This window comes from Pseudomonas sp. MLB6B (assembly GCF_054508135.1).
Genome location: NZ_CP199313.1, coordinates 3,851,842 through 3,872,521 on the forward strand (window position 1 = coordinate 3,851,842; position 20,680 = coordinate 3,872,521).

16 protein-coding genes and 4 tRNA genes are annotated in these 20,680 nt (G+C 64.3%); 2 read left to right on the top strand and 18 right to left on the bottom strand.

Going from position 1 to position 20,680, the window contains the following annotated elements; all coding sequences use genetic code 11:
• Positions 1–112: 112 nt before the first annotated feature.
• Positions 113–2,149 (bottom strand): oxidoreductase, encoded by a 2,037-nt coding sequence (locus ACSMEV_RS16970; RefSeq protein ID WP_459206187.1) that lies wholly within the window; start codon positions 2,147–2,149, stop codon positions 113–115.
• A 273-nt stretch (positions 2,150–2,422) separates the two neighbouring features.
• Between ACSMEV_RS16970 and ACSMEV_RS16975 the strand changes: the two genes are divergently transcribed.
• Positions 2,423–3,541, top strand: coding sequence for a nitrilase-related carbon-nitrogen hydrolase (locus ACSMEV_RS16975; protein WP_459206188.1), 1,119 nt, complete (start codon positions 2,423–2,425; stop codon positions 3,539–3,541).
• A complete protein-coding gene (locus ACSMEV_RS16980; protein WP_459208374.1) occupies positions 3,538–4,587 on the top strand; it encodes an AraC family transcriptional regulator in 1,050 nt (349 codons plus the stop codon). The genes ACSMEV_RS16975 and ACSMEV_RS16980 overlap by 4 nt, the downstream gene beginning before the upstream one ends.
• Before the next feature lie 184 nt (positions 4,588–4,771).
• Here the strand turns inward: ACSMEV_RS16980 and ACSMEV_RS16985 are convergent, their stop codons facing one another.
• From ACSMEV_RS16985 to asd, 17 genes are all read right to left on the bottom strand, one after another.
• Complete coding sequence (locus ACSMEV_RS16985) at positions 4,772–5,743, bottom strand: DUF2242 domain-containing protein (RefSeq protein ID WP_459206189.1); 972 nt, start codon at positions 5,741–5,743, stop codon at positions 4,772–4,774.
• A gap of 185 nt (positions 5,744–5,928) precedes the next feature.
• Positions 5,929–6,005: transfer RNA gene (locus ACSMEV_RS16990), tRNA-Asp, on the bottom strand.
• Positions 6,006–6,136: 131 nt separating this feature from the next.
• A tRNA-Asp gene (locus ACSMEV_RS16995) sits at positions 6,137–6,213 on the bottom strand.
• A gap of 96 nt (positions 6,214–6,309) precedes the next feature.
• Positions 6,310–6,386, bottom strand: a tRNA-Asp gene (locus ACSMEV_RS17000).
• A 77-nt stretch (positions 6,387–6,463) separates the two neighbouring features.
• Positions 6,464–6,539 (bottom strand) — tRNA-Val (locus ACSMEV_RS17005).
• A gap of 186 nt (positions 6,540–6,725) precedes the next feature.
• Positions 6,726–7,496, bottom strand: coding sequence for an SDR family oxidoreductase (locus ACSMEV_RS17010; RefSeq protein WP_459206190.1), 771 nt, complete (start codon positions 7,494–7,496; stop codon positions 6,726–6,728).
• On the bottom strand, positions 7,496–8,707 hold the full coding sequence (locus ACSMEV_RS17015) for an O-succinylhomoserine sulfhydrylase (RefSeq protein WP_459206191.1): 1,212 nt from the start codon (positions 8,705–8,707) through the stop codon (positions 7,496–7,498). The genes ACSMEV_RS17010 and ACSMEV_RS17015 overlap by 1 nt, the downstream gene beginning before the upstream one ends.
• 15 nt (positions 8,708–8,722) lie before the next feature.
• Positions 8,723–10,228: an amidophosphoribosyltransferase gene (gene purF / locus ACSMEV_RS17020; RefSeq protein WP_313741175.1), complete on the bottom strand. Its 1,506-nt coding sequence runs from the start codon at positions 10,226–10,228 to the stop codon at positions 8,723–8,725.
• Between the two features lie 41 nt (positions 10,229–10,269).
• Entirely contained in the window at positions 10,270–10,824 is a 555-nt protein-coding gene (locus ACSMEV_RS17025) for a CvpA family protein (RefSeq protein ID WP_459206192.1), read from the bottom strand.
• Between the two features lie 136 nt (positions 10,825–10,960).
• Positions 10,961–11,608 carry an SPOR domain-containing protein gene (locus ACSMEV_RS17030; protein ID WP_459206193.1) on the bottom strand — a complete coding sequence of 216 codons (648 nt, stop codon included), beginning with the start codon at positions 11,606–11,608 and terminating at the stop codon, positions 10,961–10,963.
• Positions 11,609–12,898, bottom strand: a complete 1,290-nt coding sequence (gene folC / locus ACSMEV_RS17035; RefSeq protein ID WP_459206194.1) for a bifunctional tetrahydrofolate synthase/dihydrofolate synthase — start codon at positions 12,896–12,898, stop codon at positions 11,609–11,611.
• The gene (accD, locus tag ACSMEV_RS17040; protein WP_313741179.1) at positions 12,898–13,791 is read right to left on the bottom strand and encodes an acetyl-CoA carboxylase, carboxyltransferase subunit beta; all 894 of its coding nucleotides are present in this window, start codon (positions 13,789–13,791) and stop codon (positions 12,898–12,900) included. The genes folC and accD overlap by 1 nt, the downstream gene beginning before the upstream one ends.
• 224 nt (positions 13,792–14,015) lie before the next feature.
• Positions 14,016–14,636: a phosphoribosylanthranilate isomerase gene (locus ACSMEV_RS17045; protein ID WP_314494593.1), complete on the bottom strand. Its 621-nt coding sequence runs from the start codon at positions 14,634–14,636 to the stop codon at positions 14,016–14,018.
• Between the two features lie 57 nt (positions 14,637–14,693).
• Positions 14,694–15,503 (bottom strand): tRNA pseudouridine(38-40) synthase TruA, encoded by an 810-nt coding sequence (gene truA, locus ACSMEV_RS17050; RefSeq protein WP_459208375.1) that lies wholly within the window; start codon positions 15,501–15,503, stop codon positions 14,694–14,696.
• Positions 15,504–15,677: 174 nt separating this feature from the next.
• On the bottom strand, positions 15,678–18,308 hold the full coding sequence (locus tag ACSMEV_RS17055; RefSeq protein WP_459206195.1) for a FimV/HubP family polar landmark protein: 2,631 nt from the start codon (positions 18,306–18,308) through the stop codon (positions 15,678–15,680).
• Positions 18,309–18,377: 69 nt separating this feature from the next.
• On the bottom strand, positions 18,378–19,382 hold the full coding sequence (locus ACSMEV_RS17060; RefSeq protein ID WP_459206196.1) for an aspartate-semialdehyde dehydrogenase: 1,005 nt from the start codon (positions 19,380–19,382) through the stop codon (positions 18,378–18,380).
• 167 nt (positions 19,383–19,549) lie between these two features.
• The gene (asd, locus tag ACSMEV_RS17065) at positions 19,550–20,662 is read right to left on the bottom strand and encodes an aspartate-semialdehyde dehydrogenase (protein ID WP_459206197.1); all 1,113 of its coding nucleotides are present in this window, start codon (positions 20,660–20,662) and stop codon (positions 19,550–19,552) included.
• Positions 20,663–20,680 lie beyond the last annotated feature (18 nt).

Sequence of the window (20,680 nt, forward strand, 5' to 3'; positions counted from 1 at the left end):
TCACGGCCGGCAACGCAGGTATCCTCATGCCATGGTCCGTTAGTCAGAGTGACAGGGACCGGGGTCGGCAATGCCGATCTGCCTGACCAGCCGCGATACCGGCCGCCAACCGCTACAACTCGGCCGCCAATCGCGATCCCTGGCCGATGGCCCGCTTGGCATCCAGCTCGGCCGCCACATCCGCACCGCCGATCAGGTGCACCGATTGCCCTGCGGCCTGCAAGCCGTCGTACAGCTCGCGTAGCGGCTCCTGACCGGCGCACAGCACCACGTTGTCCACTGGCAGTACTTGCGGTTCGGCGTCGCCGATGCGTACGTGCAGCCCGGCATCGTCCACCCGCAAATACTCGACGCTGTTGAGCATGCGTACTTGGCGATGCTTGAGGCCGGCACGGTGGATCCAGCCGGTGGTCTTGCCCAGCCCGTCGCCCACCTTCGACGTCTTGCGCTGCAACAGGTACACCTCGCGCGCCGGTGGCTGCGGTTGCGCAGCGATACCGGCGACGCCACCGCGGGCCTCGAGCCGGGTATCGATGCCCCACTCCTTCCAGAACGCATCGCGATCCAGGCTGGTGGCCACGCCTTGATGCACCAGGTACTCGCTGACATCGAAGCCGATGCCCCCGGCACCGATCACTGCCACCCGCCGACCGACCGGCTGGCGTTCGAGCAGCACGTCCAGGTAGCTCAGCACCTTGGGGTGTTCGATGCCGGGAATGGCCGGCACCCGGGGGCTGATGCCGGTGGCGAGGAGCACTTCGTCGTAGCCGCCCTCGAGCAAGGCCTGCACATCGACGCGGGTGCCCAGGCGCAAGTCGACGCCGGTGCGTTCGATCCTGTCGGCGAAGTAGCGCAGGGTCTCGTAGAACTCTTCCTTGCCGGGAATGCGCTTGGCGACGTTGAACTGGCCACCGATCTCGCTGCCGGCATCGAACAGCGTCACGCGGTGGCCGCGCTGCGCGGCAACGGTCGCCGCCGCCAACCCGGCCGGGCCTGCGCCCACGACGGCGATGCGCTTGGGTTGGGCGGTCGGCAGGTAGTTGAGTTCGGTCTCGTAGCAGGCACGCGGGTTGACCAGGCAGGTGGTCAGCTTGCCGGCGAAGGTGTGGTCCAGGCAGGCCTGGTTGCAGCCGATGCAGGTGTTGATGGACTGCGCTTGGCCCGCAGCGGCCTTGTTGACGAATTCAGGGTCGGCCAGGAAGGGCCTGGCCATCGACACCATGTCGGCGTCGCCGGCCGCCAGCACTGCTTCGGCCACCTCCGGCATGTTGATGCGGTTGGTGGTGATCAGCGGAATGCCGACTTCGCCGCGCAGCTTGGCGGTGACCTTGCTGAAGGCCGCGCGCGGCACCTTGGTGGCGATGGTGGGGATGCGCGCCTCGTGCCAGCCGATGCCGGTGTTGATCAGAGTGGCACCGGCCTGTTCGATGGCCTTGGCCAGGCGCACGATCTCTTGCCAGTCACTGCCGCCTTCGACCAGATCGAGCATCGACAAGCGGAAGATGAGGATGAAATTCGGCCCTACCGCTTCGCGGATGCGCCTGACGATGTCCACGGCCAGGCGCATGCGGTTGTCGAAACTGCCGCCCCAGCGGTCGGTGCGGGTATTGGTGCAGGCGGCCAGAAACTGGTTGATGAAATAGCCTTCAGAGCCCATCACCTCGACGCCGTCGTAGCCAGCGCGCTGGGCCAGCACCGCGCAACGCACGAAGTCGCCGATCTGCTGCTCGATGCCGGCTTCGTCCAGCGCCTTGGGCGTGAACGGGTTGATCGGCGCCTTGAGGGCGCTAGGGGCGACCTGCTTGGGGCTATAGGCGTAGCGCCCGGCGTGCAGGATCTGCAGGCAGATCTTGCCGCCGGCTTGGTGCACGGCCTCGGTGACCAGGCGATGGCGCTCGGCTTCCTCGTCGGTGCTGAGCTTGGCGGCGCCCGCGTACACCCCACCCTCCTCGTTCGGGGCGATGCCGCCGGTAACCATCAGCCCCACGCCACCGCGCGCGCGCTCGGCGAAGTAGGCCGCCATGCGCTCGAAACCCCCGGGCTTTTCTTCGAGGCCGGTGTGCATCGAGCCCATCAAGGCGCGGTTGCGCAAAGTGGTGAAACCCAGGTCGAGCGGGGCCAGCAGGTGCGGATAAGGCGAGGCCGTCATGGGGAGGTCCTATGGCAGGGTCACGGGAAGCGAGGCCTCGTACTGGAGATGGGCCTCTTCATGGATGGAAGGGACATTAACCAGCTATGATTGCCACCTCAATGATCGCAACTGACAAATGGGTAACCGGTTCTGACACTGCCCGCGCGTGCCGGTCAAAGTAGAGGCGGCCTGTACTCGGTCTTGTCGCGAACGAAAACGGTCGGTGAGCGTTTGCGCTGCGCCGGTTTGCTCGTACCCTTGTCGCTCCAGCCATCGGATAGATACGGTTTCATGCGAAAACTGCTTTGCGGCGCTTTGGCGCTATTGTCGCTCGTAGCACTTGGCGGCTACGGCCTTTGGACCCTGCAACGTCCCGAGGGGCATTACCTGTCGGACCTGCGCGTCGAGCTTGCGCTGAACCACGGCGAACCGGGCGGGCGTGGCAACCTGCTGGGGGTCGAGCCTCTGCTGTTTCCGGGCGACTACCAAAACCTCGCGCGCCTGGAGCGCAAGCTTGCGGCCTACCTGCAACAGGCTCGCGACCAAGGTCTGATCAACGCCCGTACCGTCGTGGTCCTGCCCGAACACATCGGCACCTGGCTGTGGGCACGCGGCGAAAAGAACGCGCTGTACCAGGTGACCCATCGTCGCGAGGCCTGGCAGTGGCTGGAGTTGAGCAACCCACTGCGTTACGGCGTGGCCATGCTGCGAGCCACCGGCGATGACCGACGCGCCGACGCGCACCTGCGCATGAAGGCCGAGCAAATGGCCGCCGATTACCAGCAACTCTTCGGTGGGCTCGCCAAACGTTTCCAGATCACTCTGGTAGCGGGTTCGATCATCCTGCCCGCGCCTTTCATAGCGCAGGGTGTGCTGCACGCAGGCAGTGGGCCGCTGTTCAACGCCAGCGTGGTGTTCGCCACCGACGGCAGCCTACTGGGCCAGCCCCAGCGCCAACGCTATCCCGACAGCGAGCTGCGCCGCTTCGTCGAACCGGGCGCGGCCGCGCCTGTGCAAGTGCTCGATACCCCGGCCGGGCGGCTGGCGGTGCTGGTGGGTAGCGACAGTTGGTACCCGCAGAATTATCAGCAGTTGCACGCGCAATCGGTGGAATTGATCGCCAATCCGGCTTTCGTGACCGGCCAGGCCCCCTGGCAGGCGCCCTGGCGCGGCAACCGCCATCAGCCCGCCGCGCAAGCGCTGCCCTTGCAGCGGGGTGAAGTCAGCGAAGGAGACGCCTGGCAGCGCCTGACCCAGGTCGCTGGCGGTGGCGCAACCAGCATCAGCGTCTTCGCACGCGGGCAGTTTTGGGAGCAGACCGTGGGCGGCCAGGGCTTCGCCAACCGCGCCGGCCAGAGCCTGACTGCCCCGCCTAGCCAAGGCGCGCGCATGCTCAATCTGTGGCTGTGAACGCGCAAGGCCGGGCTGCGCTGCGCCTGGGCGACCTGTCGGTCGGGCTGGTGCAGCCGTTGGCCGATGCGCTGCGCGAGCTTGGCTATGACCCTGAACCCCTGCTGCACCGCTATGACCTGGACGCCTCGCGCCTGGCACAGGTCGGGGCGCGATTGTCGATTCCGCGCTACATGCATTTAGGGCATGCCGCCATTGAGCTGTGCGGCGATCCTGGGTTGGGGCTGCGCATGGGTCGCCATAGCCGCCTGGCCCATGCAGGGCTTGCTGGTATTGCCGCAGGCCAGGCGCCGACCGTCCGCGCTGCGGCCCAGGCATTGCTACGTTTCGAGCCGCTGTACGCGAGCAACTATCGGGGCCGCTGCAGTTTTGAGGAAGACGCCCATGGCGCATGGCTGAACTTCTATTCCATCAGCCCCTACAACGCCTACAACCGCTTTGTGGTGGATTCGTTGCTCAGCGGTTGGCTGATGCAGCTTTCAAGCGTGGCAGGCAGGCCATTATATGCCGAGCGTTTGCACATCGAATTCCCCACGCCTGCCGAAGCCGAGCGCTACCAGGCGCTCTGCGAACACCCTGTGCAATTCGGCAGCGAAACCAATCGCGTAAGGCTGGGGCGCGCCGATCTCGATTTGCATAATCCTCTGCACTGCCCTGGCACCTGGCAGCACCTGTTGCAGTTGTGCGAAGCCGAACTCGATCAACTCACCCGCGTGCGCAGCTTGCGCGAACGAATCACGCATTTGCTGGGCCCGCAATTGAGCGGCGGTTGCGAGCCTAGCCTGGAAGACGTTGCGCAGCGCATGAACCTGCCGAGCTGGACGTTGCGTCGCCAATTGGCCGAAGAAGGCACCGGGTTTCGCGAGTTGCTTAACGGTATGCGTCGCGATCTGGCCGAAACCTATATTCGCGATACGGTATTGAGCTTTGGGGAAGTGGCGTATGTGTTGGGGTTCACCTCCGCGGAAGCCTTCCAGCGCGCGTTCAAGCGCTGGACAGGCGTTACTCCGGGAAGCTATCGACGGCAGCAGCGTCGGTTGGACTAAAGCTCGGTGGCGTCTTCGACACCGTCTAACCCTTCGGCCTCGAAGGCCTGGGCTTCCAGCAATTCTTCCTGATAATCATCCATTGGCCCGGCTCCGTCGTCGTTGAGGTGTGCGTGGCATCACGTTAGTGCCTGTGGATGAACGCGTGATGACACCCAAGAAAACGTAGCAGGCCGTTCGTACGTCACTCCGCGGGTTGTGTAACAAGCGGTGTAACGGCGTTATCGGTTTGATCCGCCGGTGACGCCTCGACAGCCTGGGTTTGCGGTTCGGGCATGACATGGATGGGCTCGCCGGCCGCCGGTGGAGCGATGGGTTGCGAGCCCTGGCTGTCATCGATTGCGCCTGTCGCTTGCGGGCTGTCCGCTTGCGCGGCAGCGGCGGGTACGGGTGCCTGAGTGTCGGGCGTTGCAGGAGCGGAAGGCACGGCCGAGCCGGTGGCCGTCACTGGCGCAGTCGCTGCGGCGGTTTGCGCGCCGGCAGCGAGGGCGTTGTTGGCGACGGGTGCCGAGGCATCAGCGGCGGCCGGTGCCGAGGCAGGCTCTGGCAGGCCGAGGTCGGGCGCGACGGCAGGCGCTTTGGCGGCCTCGGCCGGGGGCGCCACCGCAGGGGCGCGCTGTGCTTTCTTCGGCCTGGGCAAGTAGCTCTCCACCAGTGCGAAGTAACGGTCGTAGAACTGCGCGGCGGTCACCGTCTCGCTGGCAACTTTGACCATCGAGTCGTCACTCGAACCGATAGGCATCGATACCGAGCCGAGAATGCCGACCCCAAGGCTTGCCGAGGTATTGGATTTTTTCAGGCTGTAGCGGTCCTGCAAGGCGTTGGCGAACATGGTCGAACGTTGCTCGTCGCTGCTGTCGGGCGCGCAGGTGACGTTGAAGCTGATCTGCAGGTGGTTCTCGCTATTCTGCTGGAAGCTCTTGTTGCCTGCGACCTGATTGGCATCGCTGCTGGTGATGATGTAACCCTGGCTGAGCAACGCGCGCCGCGCCGCTTCGCACGAGCCTGCTTCGTTTACAGGAAAGCTGCGCGAATAAGTGCCCGAGTTGTCGAAATTCTCGTGCTCGTAAATGGCGGCTTTCTTCGAGGCACAGCCGGATACGCCTGCCAGGCAGAACGTTAGCCCAAGCACAGCGAGGGCGGAGGATCTAGACATTGCCATTACCGGGAAAAATCGAATGGGCCGTATTGTGCATCACATTCCTTGGCGACAGGAACCGCTCATCGGTATCGGCCGAGCCCGAGTCAGCGCTATGAGCGGCCAAACGGCGGACACAAAAAAAGCGACCTTGAGGTCGCTCTCTTTGTGCTTCAAGGCGTTCAAGGACCTTGAGGCGGATATGGCGCAGCGGACGGGACTCGAACCCGCGACCCCCGGCGTGACAGGCCGGTATTCTAACCGACTGAACTACCGCTGCGTATCGCATGGGCTTGCGCCCGGTGAAACCGTTCTGCCACTTAGGCACACAGGCCTTGGCGACAGACATGAGAACCGATTGACTCGGCTCCCATGCTGCGTCGAGTTGTTCTAGGGAACTCGATGCGAAGATGGCGCAGCGGACGGGACTCGAACCCGCGACCCCCGGCGTGACAGGCCGGTATTCTAACCGACTGAACTACCGCTGCGTATCGTACAGGCTTGCGCCCGTTTGAAACTGGGATCTGGCCTCAGGGCTTGCCTGGCGACCTCAGACCGGTGCGAACACCCATCTGGATAAAAAGTGGCGCAGCGGACGGGACTCGAACCCGCGACCCCCGGCGTGACAGGCCGGTATTCTAACCGACTGAACTACCGCTGCGCATATGGACTGACGTCCTGTTCCTCTCTACTGAAGCTGCCCTAAAGCACTTTCAGATTCAGAAACTTCTCAGGAAGTGGTGGGTGATGACGGGATCGAACCGCCGACCCTCTGCTTGTAAGGCAGATGCTCTCCCGGCTGAGCTAATCACCCGTGTGTTACGTTTGCTTCGCTGAGGCCGCGAAATTTACGCAGGTAACGAAGCTAAGTCAATACCCCCATTGGATTTTTTTCAAAATCCTTAGGTGGCGCTGCCTGCCTACGCAGGCTAAGAACCTTGCCTACCCACCTTAAAAACGCAACGGGGCACATGGCGCCGTCGTTGCACGCCGACAACGATCAGCGATAGATCATCTTGCGCGTCATGCCGCCATCGACCACGAACTCCTGCCCGGTCACGAAACCCGACTGGCGCGACAGCAGCCACGCGACTAGCGCCGCCACATCTTCCACCGTCCCTACCCTGCCGCTCGGATGTTGCGCGTGGTCCTCATCGCTGAGCGGTTCGGCGCGACGTTCCGAAGGATCGCGCGCATCGATCCAGCCGGGGCTGACGGCGTTGACGCGAATGTCCGGCCCCAGGCTCACGGCCAGAGCATGGGTCAGCGCCACGAGCCCGCCCTTGCTGGCCGCATAGGCCTCAGTGTCGGGCTCGGACTGTCGCGCGCGGGTGGAGGCGATGTTGACGATCGCACCGCCGTGCGCACGCAAGTAAGGCGCGCAGTGCTTGGCCAGCAACAGAGGACCGGTGAGGTTGATCGCCAGTGTGCGATTCCATTTCGCCAGTGACAGGGTTTCGAGCGGCCCGTTGTCCGGATTGGCCACCGCCGCATTGCAGATCAGGGCATCGAGGCGACCGAACTGGCCGAGCACCTCGGACACCGCTCCCCTCACCTGCGCCTCCTCCGCCACGTCCAGCGTGATGAACCAAGCGTTGTCGCCCAGGGCTTTGGCGACCTTGGAGCCGCGCTTGCGGTCCAGGTCGCCGAGCACCACCTGCCAGCCTTCGCAGATCAGCCACGCAGCGATGCCCAGGCCGATACCACGTGCGGCACCGGTGACCAAAGCGACCCGACCATTGAGGCCGGGCTGCGCTTTTTGCCAGTCCATCACAGTGCGGCCAGCCCCCGCGCCAGATCCGCCTGCAGGTCGACGAGGTCTTCCAGGCCGACGGCGACACGGATCAGGTTGTCGCGAATGCCGGCTGCCTCACGCTCTTGGGGCGACAAGCGACCGTGGGAGGTGGTGGCGGGATGGGCGATGGTGGTCTTGCTATCGCCGAGATTGGTGGTGATCGAGATCACCCGGGTCGCGTCGATGAAGCGCCAGGCTGCCTCTTTGCCGCCCTTGACTTCGAAACTGACCACCGCGCCGAAGCCGCTCATCTGCCGCTTGGCCAGCTCATGCTGCGGATGGCTGGGAAGGCCTGCGTAGTGCACGCGCTCGATGCCATCCTGCTGCTCCAACCACTGCGCCAGCGCCTGGGCGCTCTCGCAATGCGCACGCATGCGCAGCCGCAAGGTTTCCAAGCCTTTGGTAAAGATCCAGGCGTTGAACGGGCTCAAGGTCGGCCCGGCAGTGCGCAGGAAGCCTACGACTTCCTTCATCTGCTCACGGCGCCCCGCGACCGCGCCACCCATGCAACGCCCCTGACCATCGATGAACTTGGTCGCCGAATGGAACACGATGTCGGCACCCAGCTTGAGCGGCTGCTGCAACGCCGGGGTACTGAAGCAGTTGTCCACTACCAGTAGCGCGCCGCCCGCATGGGCGATGTCGGCCAGCGCCGGAATGTCCACCACTTCGGCCAGTGGGTTCGAAGGCGACTCGACCAGCAGCAGGCGCGTGTTGGCCTTGAGTGCGGCCTGCCAGCCGGCGAGGTCGGCCAACGGCACGTAGTCCACCTGCACGCCGAAGCGTTTGAAGTACTTTTCGAACAGGCTGATGGTCGAGCCGAACACGCTTTGCGAGACCAGCACATGGTCGCCGGCGCTGCACTGGGACATGACGATCGCCAGGATCGCCGCCATCCCCGTGGAGGTGCCTACGGCCTGCTCGGCCCCTTCCATGGCTGCCAGGCGTTCTTCGAACGCCCGCACGGTGGGGTTGGTATAGCGCGAGTAGACGTTGCCCGGTGTTTCACCGGCAAAGCGTGCCGCCGCATCGGCTGCGGTGCGGAATACATAGCTCGAGGTCAGGAACAGCGCTTCGCTGTGCTCGCCCTCGGGTGTGCGCTGCTGCCCGGCGCGAACCGCGAGGGTGTCGAAACCGACACCCTCCAGGTCGCTGTCCAGTCGCCCGGCATCCCATTGATCCGTCATGCCGTCGCTCCCAAATCAGTTGTTGTAAAGGTCGATGATGGCGCTGACGGCCTGGTTCTGCACCTTGGCCATGTCGTTGCGCGCCTGCTCGATACGATCCAGATAGGCCTCGTCGACATCGCCGGTCACGTACTTGCCGTCGAATACCGCACAGTCGAAGTGCTCGATCTTGATCTTGCCGCCACCGACGGCTTCGATCAGGTCGGGCAGGTCCTGATAGACCAGCCAGTCTGCGCCGATCAGCTGGGCCACCTGCTCGGTGGTACGGTTGTGCGCGATCAGCTCATGGACACTCGGCATGTCGATGCCGTAGACGTTGGGGTAGCGCACGGCAGGGGCTGCCGAGCAGAAGTACACGTTCTTGGCACCGGCTTCGCGGGCCATCTGGATGATCTGCTTGCAGGTGGTGCCACGTACGATGGAATCGTCCACCAGCATCACGTTCTTGCCACGGAATTCCAGTTCGATGGCGTTGAGCTTCTGGCGCACCGATTTCTTGCGTGCCGCCTGGCCGGGCATGATGAAGGTACGGCCGATGTAGCGGTTCTTGACGAAACCTTCGCGGAACTTCACGCCAAGGTGGTTAGCCAGCTCCAGGGCGGCGGTGCGGCTGGTGTCCGGAATCGGGATGACCACGTCGATGTCGTGCTCGGGGCGCTCGCGACGGATCTTGTCGGCCAGCTTCTCGCCCATGCGCAGGCGCGCCTTGTACACCGAGACGCCATCCATGATCGAGTCGGGGCGGGCCAGGTAGACGTGTTCGAAGATGCATGGCTTGAGCTGGGCGCTGGTCGCGCACTGGTGCGTGTAGAGCTGGCCTTCTTCGGTGATGTACACCGCTTCGCCCGGTGCCAGGTCGCGGATCAATGTGAAACCGAGCACGTCGAGGGCCACGCTTTCGGAGGCGATCATGTACTCCACGCCTTCGTCGGTATGGCGCTGGCCGAACACCACGGGACGAATGCCGTTAGGGTCACGGAAGCCGACGATGCCGTAGCCGGTGATCATGGCCACCACCGCGTAGCCGCCTACGCAGCGGCTGTGCACGTGCGAGACCGCCGCGAACACGTCTTCTTCGGTAGGCTGCAGCTTGCCGCGCACCGCCAGTTCGTGGGCGAACACGTTCAACAGCACTTCGGAGTCCGAACTGGTGTTGACGTGGCGAAGATCGGACTCGTAGATCTCTTTGGCCAATTGCTCGACGTTGGTCAGATTGCCATTGTGCGCCAGGGTGATGCCGTACGGCGAGTTGACGTAGAACGGCTGCGCCTCGGCCGAGGTCGAGCTGCCGGCGGTGGGATAGCGCACGTGGCCGATGCCCATGTGGCCGACAAGGCGCTGCATGTGGCGCTGCTGGAACACATCGCGCACCAGGCCATTGTCCTTGCGCAGGAATAACCGGCCACCATGGCTGGTCACGATACCGGCAGCATCCTGGCCGCGGTGCTGGAGGACCGTAAGCGCGTCATACAGCGCCTGATTGACGTTCGACTTACCGACGATACCGGTGATGCCACACATGCGACGCGACCCCTACTTTGATAAAACTTGATGGAACCTGTTCAGGGCTTGAGCGGCCCGAGCAATTGTTCCTTGAACGGAAGATCAGCCGGAGCGCTGACTCCATTGGACATCCACTGACCGGTGAAGCCCAGAATCAGGTTCTTCGACCAGTCGGCGATCAGCAAGAACTGCGGTATCAGGCGAGACTCCTGCCACCACGAATCCTGCTGCACGGGACCTAGACTAAGCAGGCCCACCGTGACCACTACCAGCAGCGCGCCACGCGCGGCGCCGAATGCCATGCCGAGAAATCTGTCGGTGCCCGACAGGCCGGTGACGCGAATCAGCTCACCGATGAGGAAATTGAGCATCGCCCCCACCAATAAAGTGGCGACGAACAAAAGGGTACACCCTGCGATGACACGCGCCGAAGGCGTTTGAATGTAGCCTTCGAGGTAATGCGACAGCGACCCGCCGAACATCCAGGCTACTGCCCCGGCCACGATCCAGATGAGCAGCGACAGCGCCTCTTTGACGAAGCCACGCTTGAGACTGATCAGTGAGGAAACGGCGATGATCGCGATGATCGCCCAGTCGACCCAGGAAAATGCCACATTGCTGCCTGCAGAGGTTTGAGGCGGCGCATTTTACCAGAGCAGGAAGCTGGGAGTAAGCGGAAAGTCAGTCGACGGCAGGCAGGACCGCCGGTGGCCCAGACAGGCTGGACGACCGGCGGCGTACCGTCGCGAATCAGCCGCGTTCGGGCTGGAAACGTACGATCAAGCCCTTGAGGCTGTGCTGGCGGTTGATCACGTCGCGCAGCCGCTCGGCTTCGGCACGTTCGATCACCGGCCCTACGAACACCCGATTCAGACCATCAGCGCTGCGGATGTAGGCGTTGTAGCCCTGACTGCGCAAAGTGGCCTGCAGCTTGTCGGCCCCCGGACGACTGGACAGGCTCGCCAACTGGATAGACCAACTCGTCGGCAGGCCATTGGCATCGACCTTGGGCGCCACCTCCGCTTTCGCCGCAGGCTGAGCGCTCGCCTGGCGGGCGGGCTCGGGCGTCGGCGCAGCCTTGGCGACGGGCGCCTGCGACTGGACCTGCGGCGAGGGCGTGATCGGCTGACGTGGGGTGGTCACCGGCGCGTTCGACTCATTGACCACGACCGGCGCTTGCATCGTCCTCTCAGGCAATGCCTGCGGCTCGGGCACCGCCACCTGCTCCACCTGCACGTCGGCCACATTCGGCGCAGCCGGCGCCTGGGGCGCCTCGACATGGACCTGGCGCACCTCGTCCTGCCGGGTGAACAGCATCGGCAGGAACACCACCGCCAGCGCCACCAGCACCAGCGCACCGACGATGCGCTGCTTGACCCCTTTATCCAGCACTGTCATCTACTCCTTCTCCGGAACCTGCCGCTCGAGCCATTCGAGCGCCTGGGCAACACAGAAGAACGATCCGAACAGCAGAATCTGGTCGTCCGCGGTTGCCAGCGCGCACTGCTCGTTCAGAGCAGCGTCGACGCTGGGGTAAGACTTCACCGCCGCGCCAAGGTTCGTCAAGGCATCGGCAAGCTCCGCAGCCGGACGGCTGCGCGGCGTGAGCAAGGGCGTCACAGCCCATTCGTCGACCTGGCTCAACAGCGGTTCGACGACCCCGACCAGATCTTTGTCGGCCAACAGGCCAAACACCGCGCGACGCTTGCCGAGCACTGGTCGTTGCGCCAGGCGCGCGGCCAGGTAATGCGCCGCATGCGGGTTGTGACCCACATCGAGCAGCACCTCCACCGACTTGCCCTGATAACGCACGACGCGCCGGTCTAGACGACCCACCACCCCAGTTCCACGCAATGCCTGGGCAATGCGCTCGGGCTGCCACGGCAGACTCATCAGAGCATAGGCTTGCAACGCCAACGCGGCGTTATCCATCGGCAGATCGAGCAGTGGCAGATCGCGTAGCGCCAGAGGCTGGCCTTCTGCATTCAGACCGCGCCAATGCCACTGCTGCCCATCGATGTTCAGGTCGAAGTCGCGACCGCGCAACGACAGTGGGCACGCCAATTCACCGGCCTTGTCCAGCAGCGGCTGGGGCGGATCGAGGTCACCGCACAACGCGGGCTTGCCGCGACGCATGACGCCGGCCTTCTCGAAAGCCACCGAATCGCGACTGTCGCCCAAGTACTCGATGTGGTCGACACCGATACTGGTGACGACCGCCAGATCGGCATCGACCAGGTTGACCGCATCCAGCCGACCGCCGAGCCCGACCTCCAACACCACCGCGTCCAGAGACGAACGGCTGAACAGCCAGAACGCTGCGAGCGTACCCATCTCGAAATAGGTCAGCGTGATGTCGCCCCGCGCCGCTTCGACCGCGGCGAAGGCCTGGCACAACTGCGCGTCGTCGACATCCGACTCGTCGATCCGCACCCGTTCGTTGTAACGCAGCAGGTGCGGCGAGCTATAGACGCCGACACGCAGCCCCTGGGCCTTGAGCAAGGCGGCGATGAACGCGCAGGTCGAGCCTTTGCCGTTGGTGCCGGTGACCGTCACCACACGCGACGCCAAAGGGCCCAGCTGCAAACGCTCCAGCACTTGCCGCGAGCGCTCCAGCCCCATGTCGATGGCCGAAGGGTGCAGCTGTTCGAGGTAGGCGAGCCATTCGCCCAGGGTGTTAGGGTTCATCACGCGACCGCAGCCACTTCCCGTGCTTGCTCGGGCGTTTCCTGGCCGGTCATCTGTGCCAGCAGGCGGGCCAGGCGTGGACGCAGCTCCTGGCGCGAGATGATCAGGTCGATGGCGCCGTGCTCCAGCAGGAATTCGGAACGTTGGAAGCCTTCGGGCAGCTTTTCACGCACGGTCTGCTCGATCACGCGCGGGCCGGCGAAACCGATCAGCGCCTTGGGTTCGCCGACGATGACGTCGCCCAGCATTGCCAGGGAGGCCGAGACGCCGCCGTAGACCGGGTCGGTCAGCACGGAAATGAACGGGATGCCTTCCTCGCGCAGACGCGCCAGGGCGGCCGAGGTCTTGGCCATCTGCATCAAGGAAATCAAGGCTTCCTGCATGCGCGCGCCGCCGGAGGCCGAGAAGCAGACCATCGGGCAGCGGTGCTCAAGGGCATAGTTGGCTGCACGCACGAAGCGCTCACCGACCACTGCGCCCATGGAACCGCCCATGAAGGAGAATTCGAAGGCGCTGACCACGATTGGCAGGCCCATGAGCGTGCCGCTCATGGAGATCAGCGCGTCGTGCTCGCCGGTCTGCTTCTGTGCGGCGGTCAGGCGGTCCTTGTATTTCTTGCCGTCACGGAATTTCAGACGGTCTACCGGCTCCAGCTCCGCACCCAGCTCGGCACGGCCCTCGGCGTCGAGGAAGATATCGATGCGCGCGCGTGCGCCGATGCGCATGTGGTGGTTGCACTTGGGGCAGACGTCGAGGGTCTTTTCCAGCTCCGGACGATACAGCACGGCTTCGCAGGACGGGCACTTGTGCCACAGCCCCTCGGGTACCGAACTCTTCTTGACCTCCGAACGCATGATCGATGGGATCAGTTTGTCTACCAACCAGTTGCTCATGCTTTGTTTCTCCAGTAGTGGATGGCAGCGACCCGCTGTTGCCTGGCCGCGCCGCCCTTGAACTCAAAAATCATCGTGACAAACATGCAGCCGCTCAGGGCCACTGCACTTCAATAGATTGACCGGCACGCGCACGTGCCGTGCCGGGGCGCCGAACATCGTCAGGCCGCCCACGGCCGCGAATGCTATGGACGATGACGCCACGCGCCCCGTCACATTCGCGCTCACGCCCCGCGCACTGCACGCAGGAACGCGTCGATCTTCTGCGCATCCTTGATGCCCTTGGCCTGCTCCACCCCACCGCTGACGTCGACCGCCCAGGGTTTGACCCGGGCGATGGCCTCAGCGACGTTGTCAGGCGACAGGCCGCCCGCCAGGACCACCGGTTTGCTCAACCGGGCCGGAATCAACGACCAGTCGAAGGACTGTCCGGTGCCGCCCGGCACCCCAGCCACGTAGGCATCGAGCAACAAAGCGCTGGCGCCGGCGTACTGCTGGCACGCGGCCTCAAGATCGTCGCCTGGACGTACCCGCAATGCCTTCATCCATGGACGACCATGGCCTTCGCATTGCGCTGGGGTCTCGTCGCCATGGAACTGCAACAGGTCGAGCGGGACCGCATCGAGGATTTCGCCCACCTCACAGCGCGAGGCGTCGACGAACAGACCGACCGTGGTCACGAAGGGCGGCAACGCCTGAACGATGGCCCGCGCCTGTTGAACGTTCACCGCCCGTGGGCTCTTGGCATAGAACACCAGACCGATGGCGTCGGCACCGGCGCGCGCCGCGGCCAGCGCATCTTCCACTCGAGTGATCCCACAGATCTTGCTGCGAACGTTGTTCATATGCTGCGAACCCTTGGCAAATGAGGGGGCGGATATTAACAAAGCGAGACCGCCCCGTCAGTCAACCAAGGTTTCGTAGCCGGTCAAAAAGTGTGGACCGATGTAACGCTGCGGCAATGCGTACTGTTCGGGATACTCCACCTGCACCAGATACAACCCATAGGGATGCGCAGTCACGCCGCCGTGACGCCGATCGCGTCCTTCCAGCACTTCGCGTGCCCATGTCACGGGTCGCTCGCCCGCACCGATGGTCATCAACACGCCGGCGATGTTGCGCACCATGTGGTGCAGGAACGCCGTGGCGCGCACGTCGAGCACGATCATGCGCTCATGGCGGGTGACGCGCAGGTGGTGGATGTGTTTGATCGGGGATTTGGCCTGGCACTGGCTGGCGCGAAAAGCGCTGAAATCGTGAGTGCCCAGCAGGTGCTCGGCCGCTTCGGCCATGCGCTGCACATCCAGCGGGCGATGATTCCAGGTGACCTCTTCGGCCAGGTGCGCCGGGCGGATGGGGTCATTGTAGATGACATACCGATAGCGCCGTGCGGTCGCCTTAAAGCGGGCATGGAAATCGGCAGGCATCGCCTGTGCCCAGCTGACGCTGATGTCATGGGGCAGGTTGAAATTGGTGCCCATGGTCCAGGCGCGCTCGTCGCGCACGGCTCGGGTATCGAAATGCACGACCTGCCCGCAGCCATGCACACCGGCATCGGTACGCCCGGCGCACGAGACGCTGATCGGTTCGTCGGCCACCTTTGACAGCGCCTTTTCCAGCGCTTGCTGCACGCTGGCGACGCCGCTGGCCTGACGTTGCCAGCCGCGGTAGCGCGAGCCTTTGTATTCCACGCCCAGGGCGATGCGGGTCATACCTTCGGCGGCTGATTCGGCCGCGTCATTGTCGAAGTTGTTCAAGAAAACCAGACCTGTGGATCGAACGAGCCCCGGATTATATCAGCGACACGCACAAGGGAAACGCTTGCCGGCCAGATCGGGGACAACGCCGATGCCCACGTGCAGGCCCACCGGCATCGGCTGAGCCGATCAGACCAGGCGAGCGAGCAGCTCTTGGGCCTCCTTGCGCTGCCCTTCGTCACCGTCCTTGACCACTTCGTCGAGGATGTCGCGCGCGCCCTGATGGTCACCCATGTCGACGTAGGCACGGGCCAGGTCAAGCTTGGTGGTCACTTCGTCGGTGCCGGAGAAGAAATCGAAGTCGAGGTCGTCGACCGGATCGGCCGCTTGTACGGCGCCCGTGTCCAGCGGCGGCGACTCGAGGTCCTGGGACAGCTTGTCCAACTCGGCATTGACGTCGTCGACCTCCGAAGCGAAGTTGCGCGCCGCTGGCGAATCGTCGTCCAGCGACAGCGACAGATCGAAATCGTCGGACAGGTCGGCAACTGGCTCGGTGCTGGCAGCCGGTGTTTGTGCCTCGGGCGAAGCATTGGCCAGATCGGCCGAATCGGTATCGCTCAGGTCGAAATCGGCAAAATCGTCCAGGGCCAGCGGATCATCGGCGCGTGGCTCCTTATCGGCGACGGGCGCCAGGGCTTCGAGTTGCGCCTGGGCCAACAAGGTTTCGAAATCGTCATCGGCTTGCGCGTCGGCCTTCGCGGCAACAGGCTCGGCCGCCGCGCCCAGCGCCGGCCCGAAGTCGGCGATCGGCTCGACCTCATCCAGGCGGGTGTCTACCGCCGTGGCACTGCTAGCGGAGGTTGCAGGCTTGTCCAGGTTCAGGTCGAAGTCATCGCCTAGTGTTGGGCTGTCTGTGGCATTCGAATTCCGCGCTGCGTCCTGGCCCGGCTCGGCAGTGGCTCGAGCCGCCGCGACAGGCGCCTGAGCCGCTGCTGCCTCGGTTTGCTCATGGAGCAGTTGCTGAACGTACTGCTGGTCCATTTCGGCCGCCAGGGCCGCTGCGCTCAAGCCCGTCGCCAGTGCCAACATGGCCGGGTAACGCGCTTTCAGGTCGTCGACCTCGGCGCGGTGGCGTCCGTCTTTGGGCAGCAGTTGCTCCTGACCCGAGAACGCGTCCTGATCGCCTTGCCGGGCGTAGACCTCCATCAACACCAAGCGCGCTTCGCTGCGCCGCGGATAGTACTGCACCAGAGGCTCGAGCAACTGCGCAGCCTGGTTGAGCTGACCGGCCCTGAGGTGCTGACGTGCCTGGGCGATGGTCTGGCCCACTGGGTCCGGTTCGGCGCCAGGCGCGGCATCGGCCGACGCAGCGGCAGCCGATGCCGCCACCACGGCCGGCGACAGCGTGACGGTAGGAGCGTGCAGCGCATCGTCGTCCAGCGGCATGTCGAAATCGGGGTCGCGCGGCCCTTCCTCTTCTAAGGCACGGGCCATGCGCAGGTGCTTTTCGGCTTCCTGGTCGGCCTTGCGTTTACGCAGCAGCAACAGCACCAGCAACAGCAGCACCAGGAATAGCGAACCTGCGATCAGCCCGAGCAACAACGGGTTGCCAAGCAATTCGTCGAGTGTGTCGCCACGGGCCGACTCCTCGTCCGCGGTGGTGTGTTGTTCGGCATCGGGCGTGGTATCGACCGCAGCCGGGGCGGGTTCGACCACCGGCGCGATCGGCGCTGGATCGGCCACCACCGGCGCCACCTGGCCGGGTGCCGTAGCCTGTGCTTGCACCGTGGCCTGGGCAGGGTCGGTCGCCGGCGCAGCGCCCTGCGCTTCGAGCCGCGCCAGCTGATCATTCTTCAGCGCGATCAGCTTTTCCAGCTTGTCCAGCTGGCTCTGCAGATCGCCCATGCGGCTTTTGAGTTCTTCGTTGTCCCGGCGGCTGGTGTCGAGGCTTTCCTGCGCCACGGCCAATTGGTCGCTGAGCGCTTCGGTGCTGGCGCTGCCTGGCTGGTTGCCCGGTGAGACCAGGCGCAGGTTGTCGCCTTGGGCGATGCGCTCTGGCGTCGCCTGGGCCTCGCCGCGACGGGTGGCGTCCAACTGCCGCGCACGCGGCCCCAGACGCCGGCCTTCGCGCCACGCGGCGTACTGCTCGGCCACTTCGGCCACCGCCTCGTTTTGCGGAATGCTCTGGATCTGCTGCCGGTCGGGCAGGCGCAACACCTGGCCGGTCTTGAGCTGGTTGATGTTGTTGCCGATGAACGCGTCGGGGTTCAGCGCCTGGATGGCCACCATGGCCTGCTGGATCGAGCCGCCGTTGCTGTTGCGCGCGGCGATCTGCCACAAGGTGTCACGGCGCTTGGTGGTGTAATTGGCTGCCTGGCTCTGCGCCGGCGCGATGGCGGCGTCAGCCTTGGGCCGTTCGGCGACCGGACGGTTCAGCGGCAGGTTGTAGTCGCGCAGCAAGCGGCCCTGGGGCCACATGACCTGAACCAGGAAACGTACCACCGGCGCTGGCAGCGGCTGGGTTGAAGTCACTCGCACGATGCTGCGGCCGTTGGGCGTGATGACCGGCGTGAATACCAGATTCTGCAAGTAATCGGGGTAGGCCACGCCGGCTTTGTTGAAGTCTTCGGGCGGCGCCAGGGTCGGGACGATTTCGGCGGCGGTGGTATCGCGCACGTCGAGCAACTCGATCTCAGCGTCCAGCGGCTGGTTCTGCGCCGAGTTCAGGGTCAACTCACCCAGTACCAGGGCGTTGGCCGCACCCGACGACAATGCCGAAGCTGCCGCGATGGCGAGTAACCGTTTGCGAAATCGAAGCATGACCCAGTCCTTGTAAGAATCGTCCCGAAACCCGCGCGGCTTCGAAGCAAAATAGCGATCCAGTATCTTTTACAGCATGTGTTTAAGCAACAATTGGGCAACTTGCACAGCGTTCAGTGCCGCACCTTTGCGTACATTGTCCGTGGTCAGCCAGAGGTTGAGCTGCTCCGGCTCATCGATGCCCAGACGGACCCGTCCAACATAGACCACATCCTGGCCCACCGCGTCGCCGACCGGCGTGGGATAGTCATCGGCCTCGACCCGTTCGATGCTGGCCGCGCCGTCGAGTTCGGCGAGCACGGCAGGCAAATCGACCGGTTGGCGACTCTGCACGCTGACACTGTAGCTATCGCCGAAGAACACCGGGACTTGAATGCAGGTGACCGAGATCTTCAGCGATGGCAGGCCGAGCAGCACGCGCAGCTCACTCACCAAGCGCCGCTCGAGCACGGTATGGCCCTGCCCGTCTTCGGTGCCGACGCGCGGCAACAGGTTGAAGGCCACTTGCCGATCGAAGAACTGCGGCTCCAATGGACGAGCATTGAGCAGCTCGGCCGTTTGCCGCGCCAGCTCGTTGACCGCCTCGCGGCCCTGGGCCGACACCGCCACGCACGCAGTGACCTGCACACGCTCGATGTCCAGTTGCCGCTTGAGCGGCGCCAACGCCACTGCCAGGGCCACGGCGGCGGCGCTCGGGCTGGTGATCCAGGCCGGCTGCGGCAACCCCTCCAGCACTTGGGCATTGGCTTCGGGCACCAGCGGCACGGCACCGGCCAACGCGCCGGACAGGTCGATGACCGCGCAACCCGCTTGCCGGGCCTTTTCGGCGAAGCTATGGCTCACGGCCGCGCCAGCGGCGAAGAACACCAGGCGCACTTGACTGAAATCGAAACTATCGACCTCGCGCACGCGCAGCTTCTTGCCAGCGAACATCACGCTGCTGCCGGCCGATTCCATGCTGGCCAACAGATGCAACGTCGCGACCGGAAAGGCCAGCTCTTCGAGAATCTGTACAAGGGTTTCACCGACGCTGCCGGTGGCGCCGACGACGGCAATGTTGAAAGCGGGGTTCATGCAGGCATGGCCTCTGGCGAAACGGGACCGGCACTGTACCCGCATTGGCCGAACCTAGCCAAGGCAAGGCCCCTATCCTCTGGCGCAGCCCGGCACCGGCCATAAAGAAAAAAACCCGCTCTGGCACTGGCCGGAGCGGGCTTTCTCTACGATGCTAGGCGCTTCGATCAACGCTCCAGCAGGATACGCAGCATGCGCCGCAGCGGCTCGGCCGCACCCCACAGCAGTTGGTCGCCCACGGTGAAGGCACCCAGGTAGTGCGAACCCATGTTCAGTTTGCGCAAGCGCCCTACCGGGACGTTCAGCGTGCCGGTGACCTGAGTCGGCGACAGCTCCTGCATGCTGATGTCGCGGTGGTTGGGCACCAGCTTCACCCAGGGGTTGTGCTGGCTGATCATGCCTTCGATATCGGCCAGCGGCACGTCCTTGTTCAGCTTGATGGTCAGGGCCTGGCTGTGGCAACGCATGGCGCCGATGCGCACACAGATCCCGTCCACCGGAATCGGGTTCTTGAAACGACCCAGGATCTTGTTGGTTTCGGCCTGGGCTTTCCATTCCTCACGGCTCTGGCCGTTGGGCAGCTCTTTGTCAATCCAGGGGATCAGGCTGCCGGCGAGCGGCACACCGAAGTTTTCCGTTGGATAGGCATCGCTGCGCATCGCTTCGGCGACCTTGCGGTCGATGTCGAGGATGGCACTGGCCGGGTTGGCCAGGTCGTCGGCGACCGTGGCGTGGGTCGAGCCCATCTGCAGGATCAGCTCACGCATGTTCTGCGCACCGGCGCCGGAGGCCGCCTGGTAGGTCATGGCGGTCATCCACTCGACCAGCCCTGCCTCGAACAGGCCGCCCAGGCCCATCAGCATCAGGCTGACGGTGCAGTTGCCACCGATGTAGTTCTTGGTGCCGATGTCGAGTTGGTGGTCGATGACCTTGCGGTTGACCGGATCGAGCACGATCACCGCGTCGTCCTGCATGCGCAGCGACGAGGCAGCATCGATCCAGTAACCCTGCCAGCCCGCCTCGCGCAGCTTGGGGAACACTTCGTTAGTGTAGTCGCCGCCCTGGCAGGTCAGAATGACGTCGAGGGTCTTGAGCTCATCAATGCTATAGGCATCCTTGAGCGGGGCGGTTTCCTTGCCGACATTGGGGCTTTGGCCACCCACGTTGGAAGTGGTGAAGAAGACCGGTTCGATCAGATCGAAATCCTGTTCTTCGAGCATCCGCTGCATGAGCACGGAACCGACCATTCCACGCCAACCGATCAGACCAACACGTTTCATCGCAACTACACCTTTGCT

What these genes read in the sequence shown, in the direction of transcription:
- ACSMEV_RS16970 (WP_459206187.1), bottom strand. Translation starts at nt 2,149, where the DNA reads ATGACGGCCTCGCCTTATCCGCACCTGCTGGCCCCGCTCGACCTGGGT.
- ACSMEV_RS16975 (WP_459206188.1), top strand. Translation starts at nt 2,423, where the DNA reads ATGCGAAAACTGCTTTGCGGCGCTTTGGCGCTATTGTCGCTCGTAGCA.
- ACSMEV_RS16985 (WP_459206189.1), bottom strand. Translation starts at nt 5,743, where the DNA reads ATGTCTAGATCCTCCGCCCTCGCTGTGCTTGGGCTAACGTTCTGCCTG.
- ACSMEV_RS17010 (WP_459206190.1), bottom strand. Translation starts at nt 7,496, where the DNA reads ATGGACTGGCAAAAAGCGCAGCCCGGCCTCAATGGTCGGGTCGCTTTG.
- ACSMEV_RS17015 (WP_459206191.1), bottom strand. Translation starts at nt 8,707, where the DNA reads ATGACGGATCAATGGGATGCCGGGCGACTGGACAGCGACCTGGAGGGT.
- purF (WP_313741175.1), bottom strand. Translation starts at nt 10,228, where the DNA reads ATGTGTGGCATCACCGGTATCGTCGGTAAGTCGAACGTCAATCAGGCG.
- ACSMEV_RS17030 (WP_459206193.1), bottom strand. Translation starts at nt 11,608, where the DNA reads ATGACAGTGCTGGATAAAGGGGTCAAGCAGCGCATCGTCGGTGCGCTG.
- folC (WP_459206194.1), bottom strand. Translation starts at nt 12,898, where the DNA reads ATGAACCCTAACACCCTGGGCGAATGGCTCGCCTACCTCGAACAGCTG.
- accD (WP_313741179.1), bottom strand. Translation starts at nt 13,791, where the DNA reads ATGAGCAACTGGTTGGTAGACAAACTGATCCCATCGATCATGCGTTCG.
- ACSMEV_RS17045 (WP_314494593.1), bottom strand. Translation starts at nt 14,636, where the DNA reads ATGAACAACGTTCGCAGCAAGATCTGTGGGATCACTCGAGTGGAAGAT.
- truA (WP_459208375.1), bottom strand. Translation starts at nt 15,503, where the DNA reads ATGACCCGCATCGCCCTGGGCGTGGAATACAAAGGCTCGCGCTACCGC.
- ACSMEV_RS17055 (WP_459206195.1), bottom strand. Translation starts at nt 18,308, where the DNA reads ATGCTTCGATTTCGCAAACGGTTACTCGCCATCGCGGCAGCTTCGGCA.
- ACSMEV_RS17060 (WP_459206196.1), bottom strand. Translation starts at nt 19,382, where the DNA reads ATGAACCCCGCTTTCAACATTGCCGTCGTCGGCGCCACCGGCAGCGTC.
- asd (WP_459206197.1), bottom strand. Translation starts at nt 20,662, where the DNA reads ATGAAACGTGTTGGTCTGATCGGTTGGCGTGGAATGGTCGGTTCCGTG.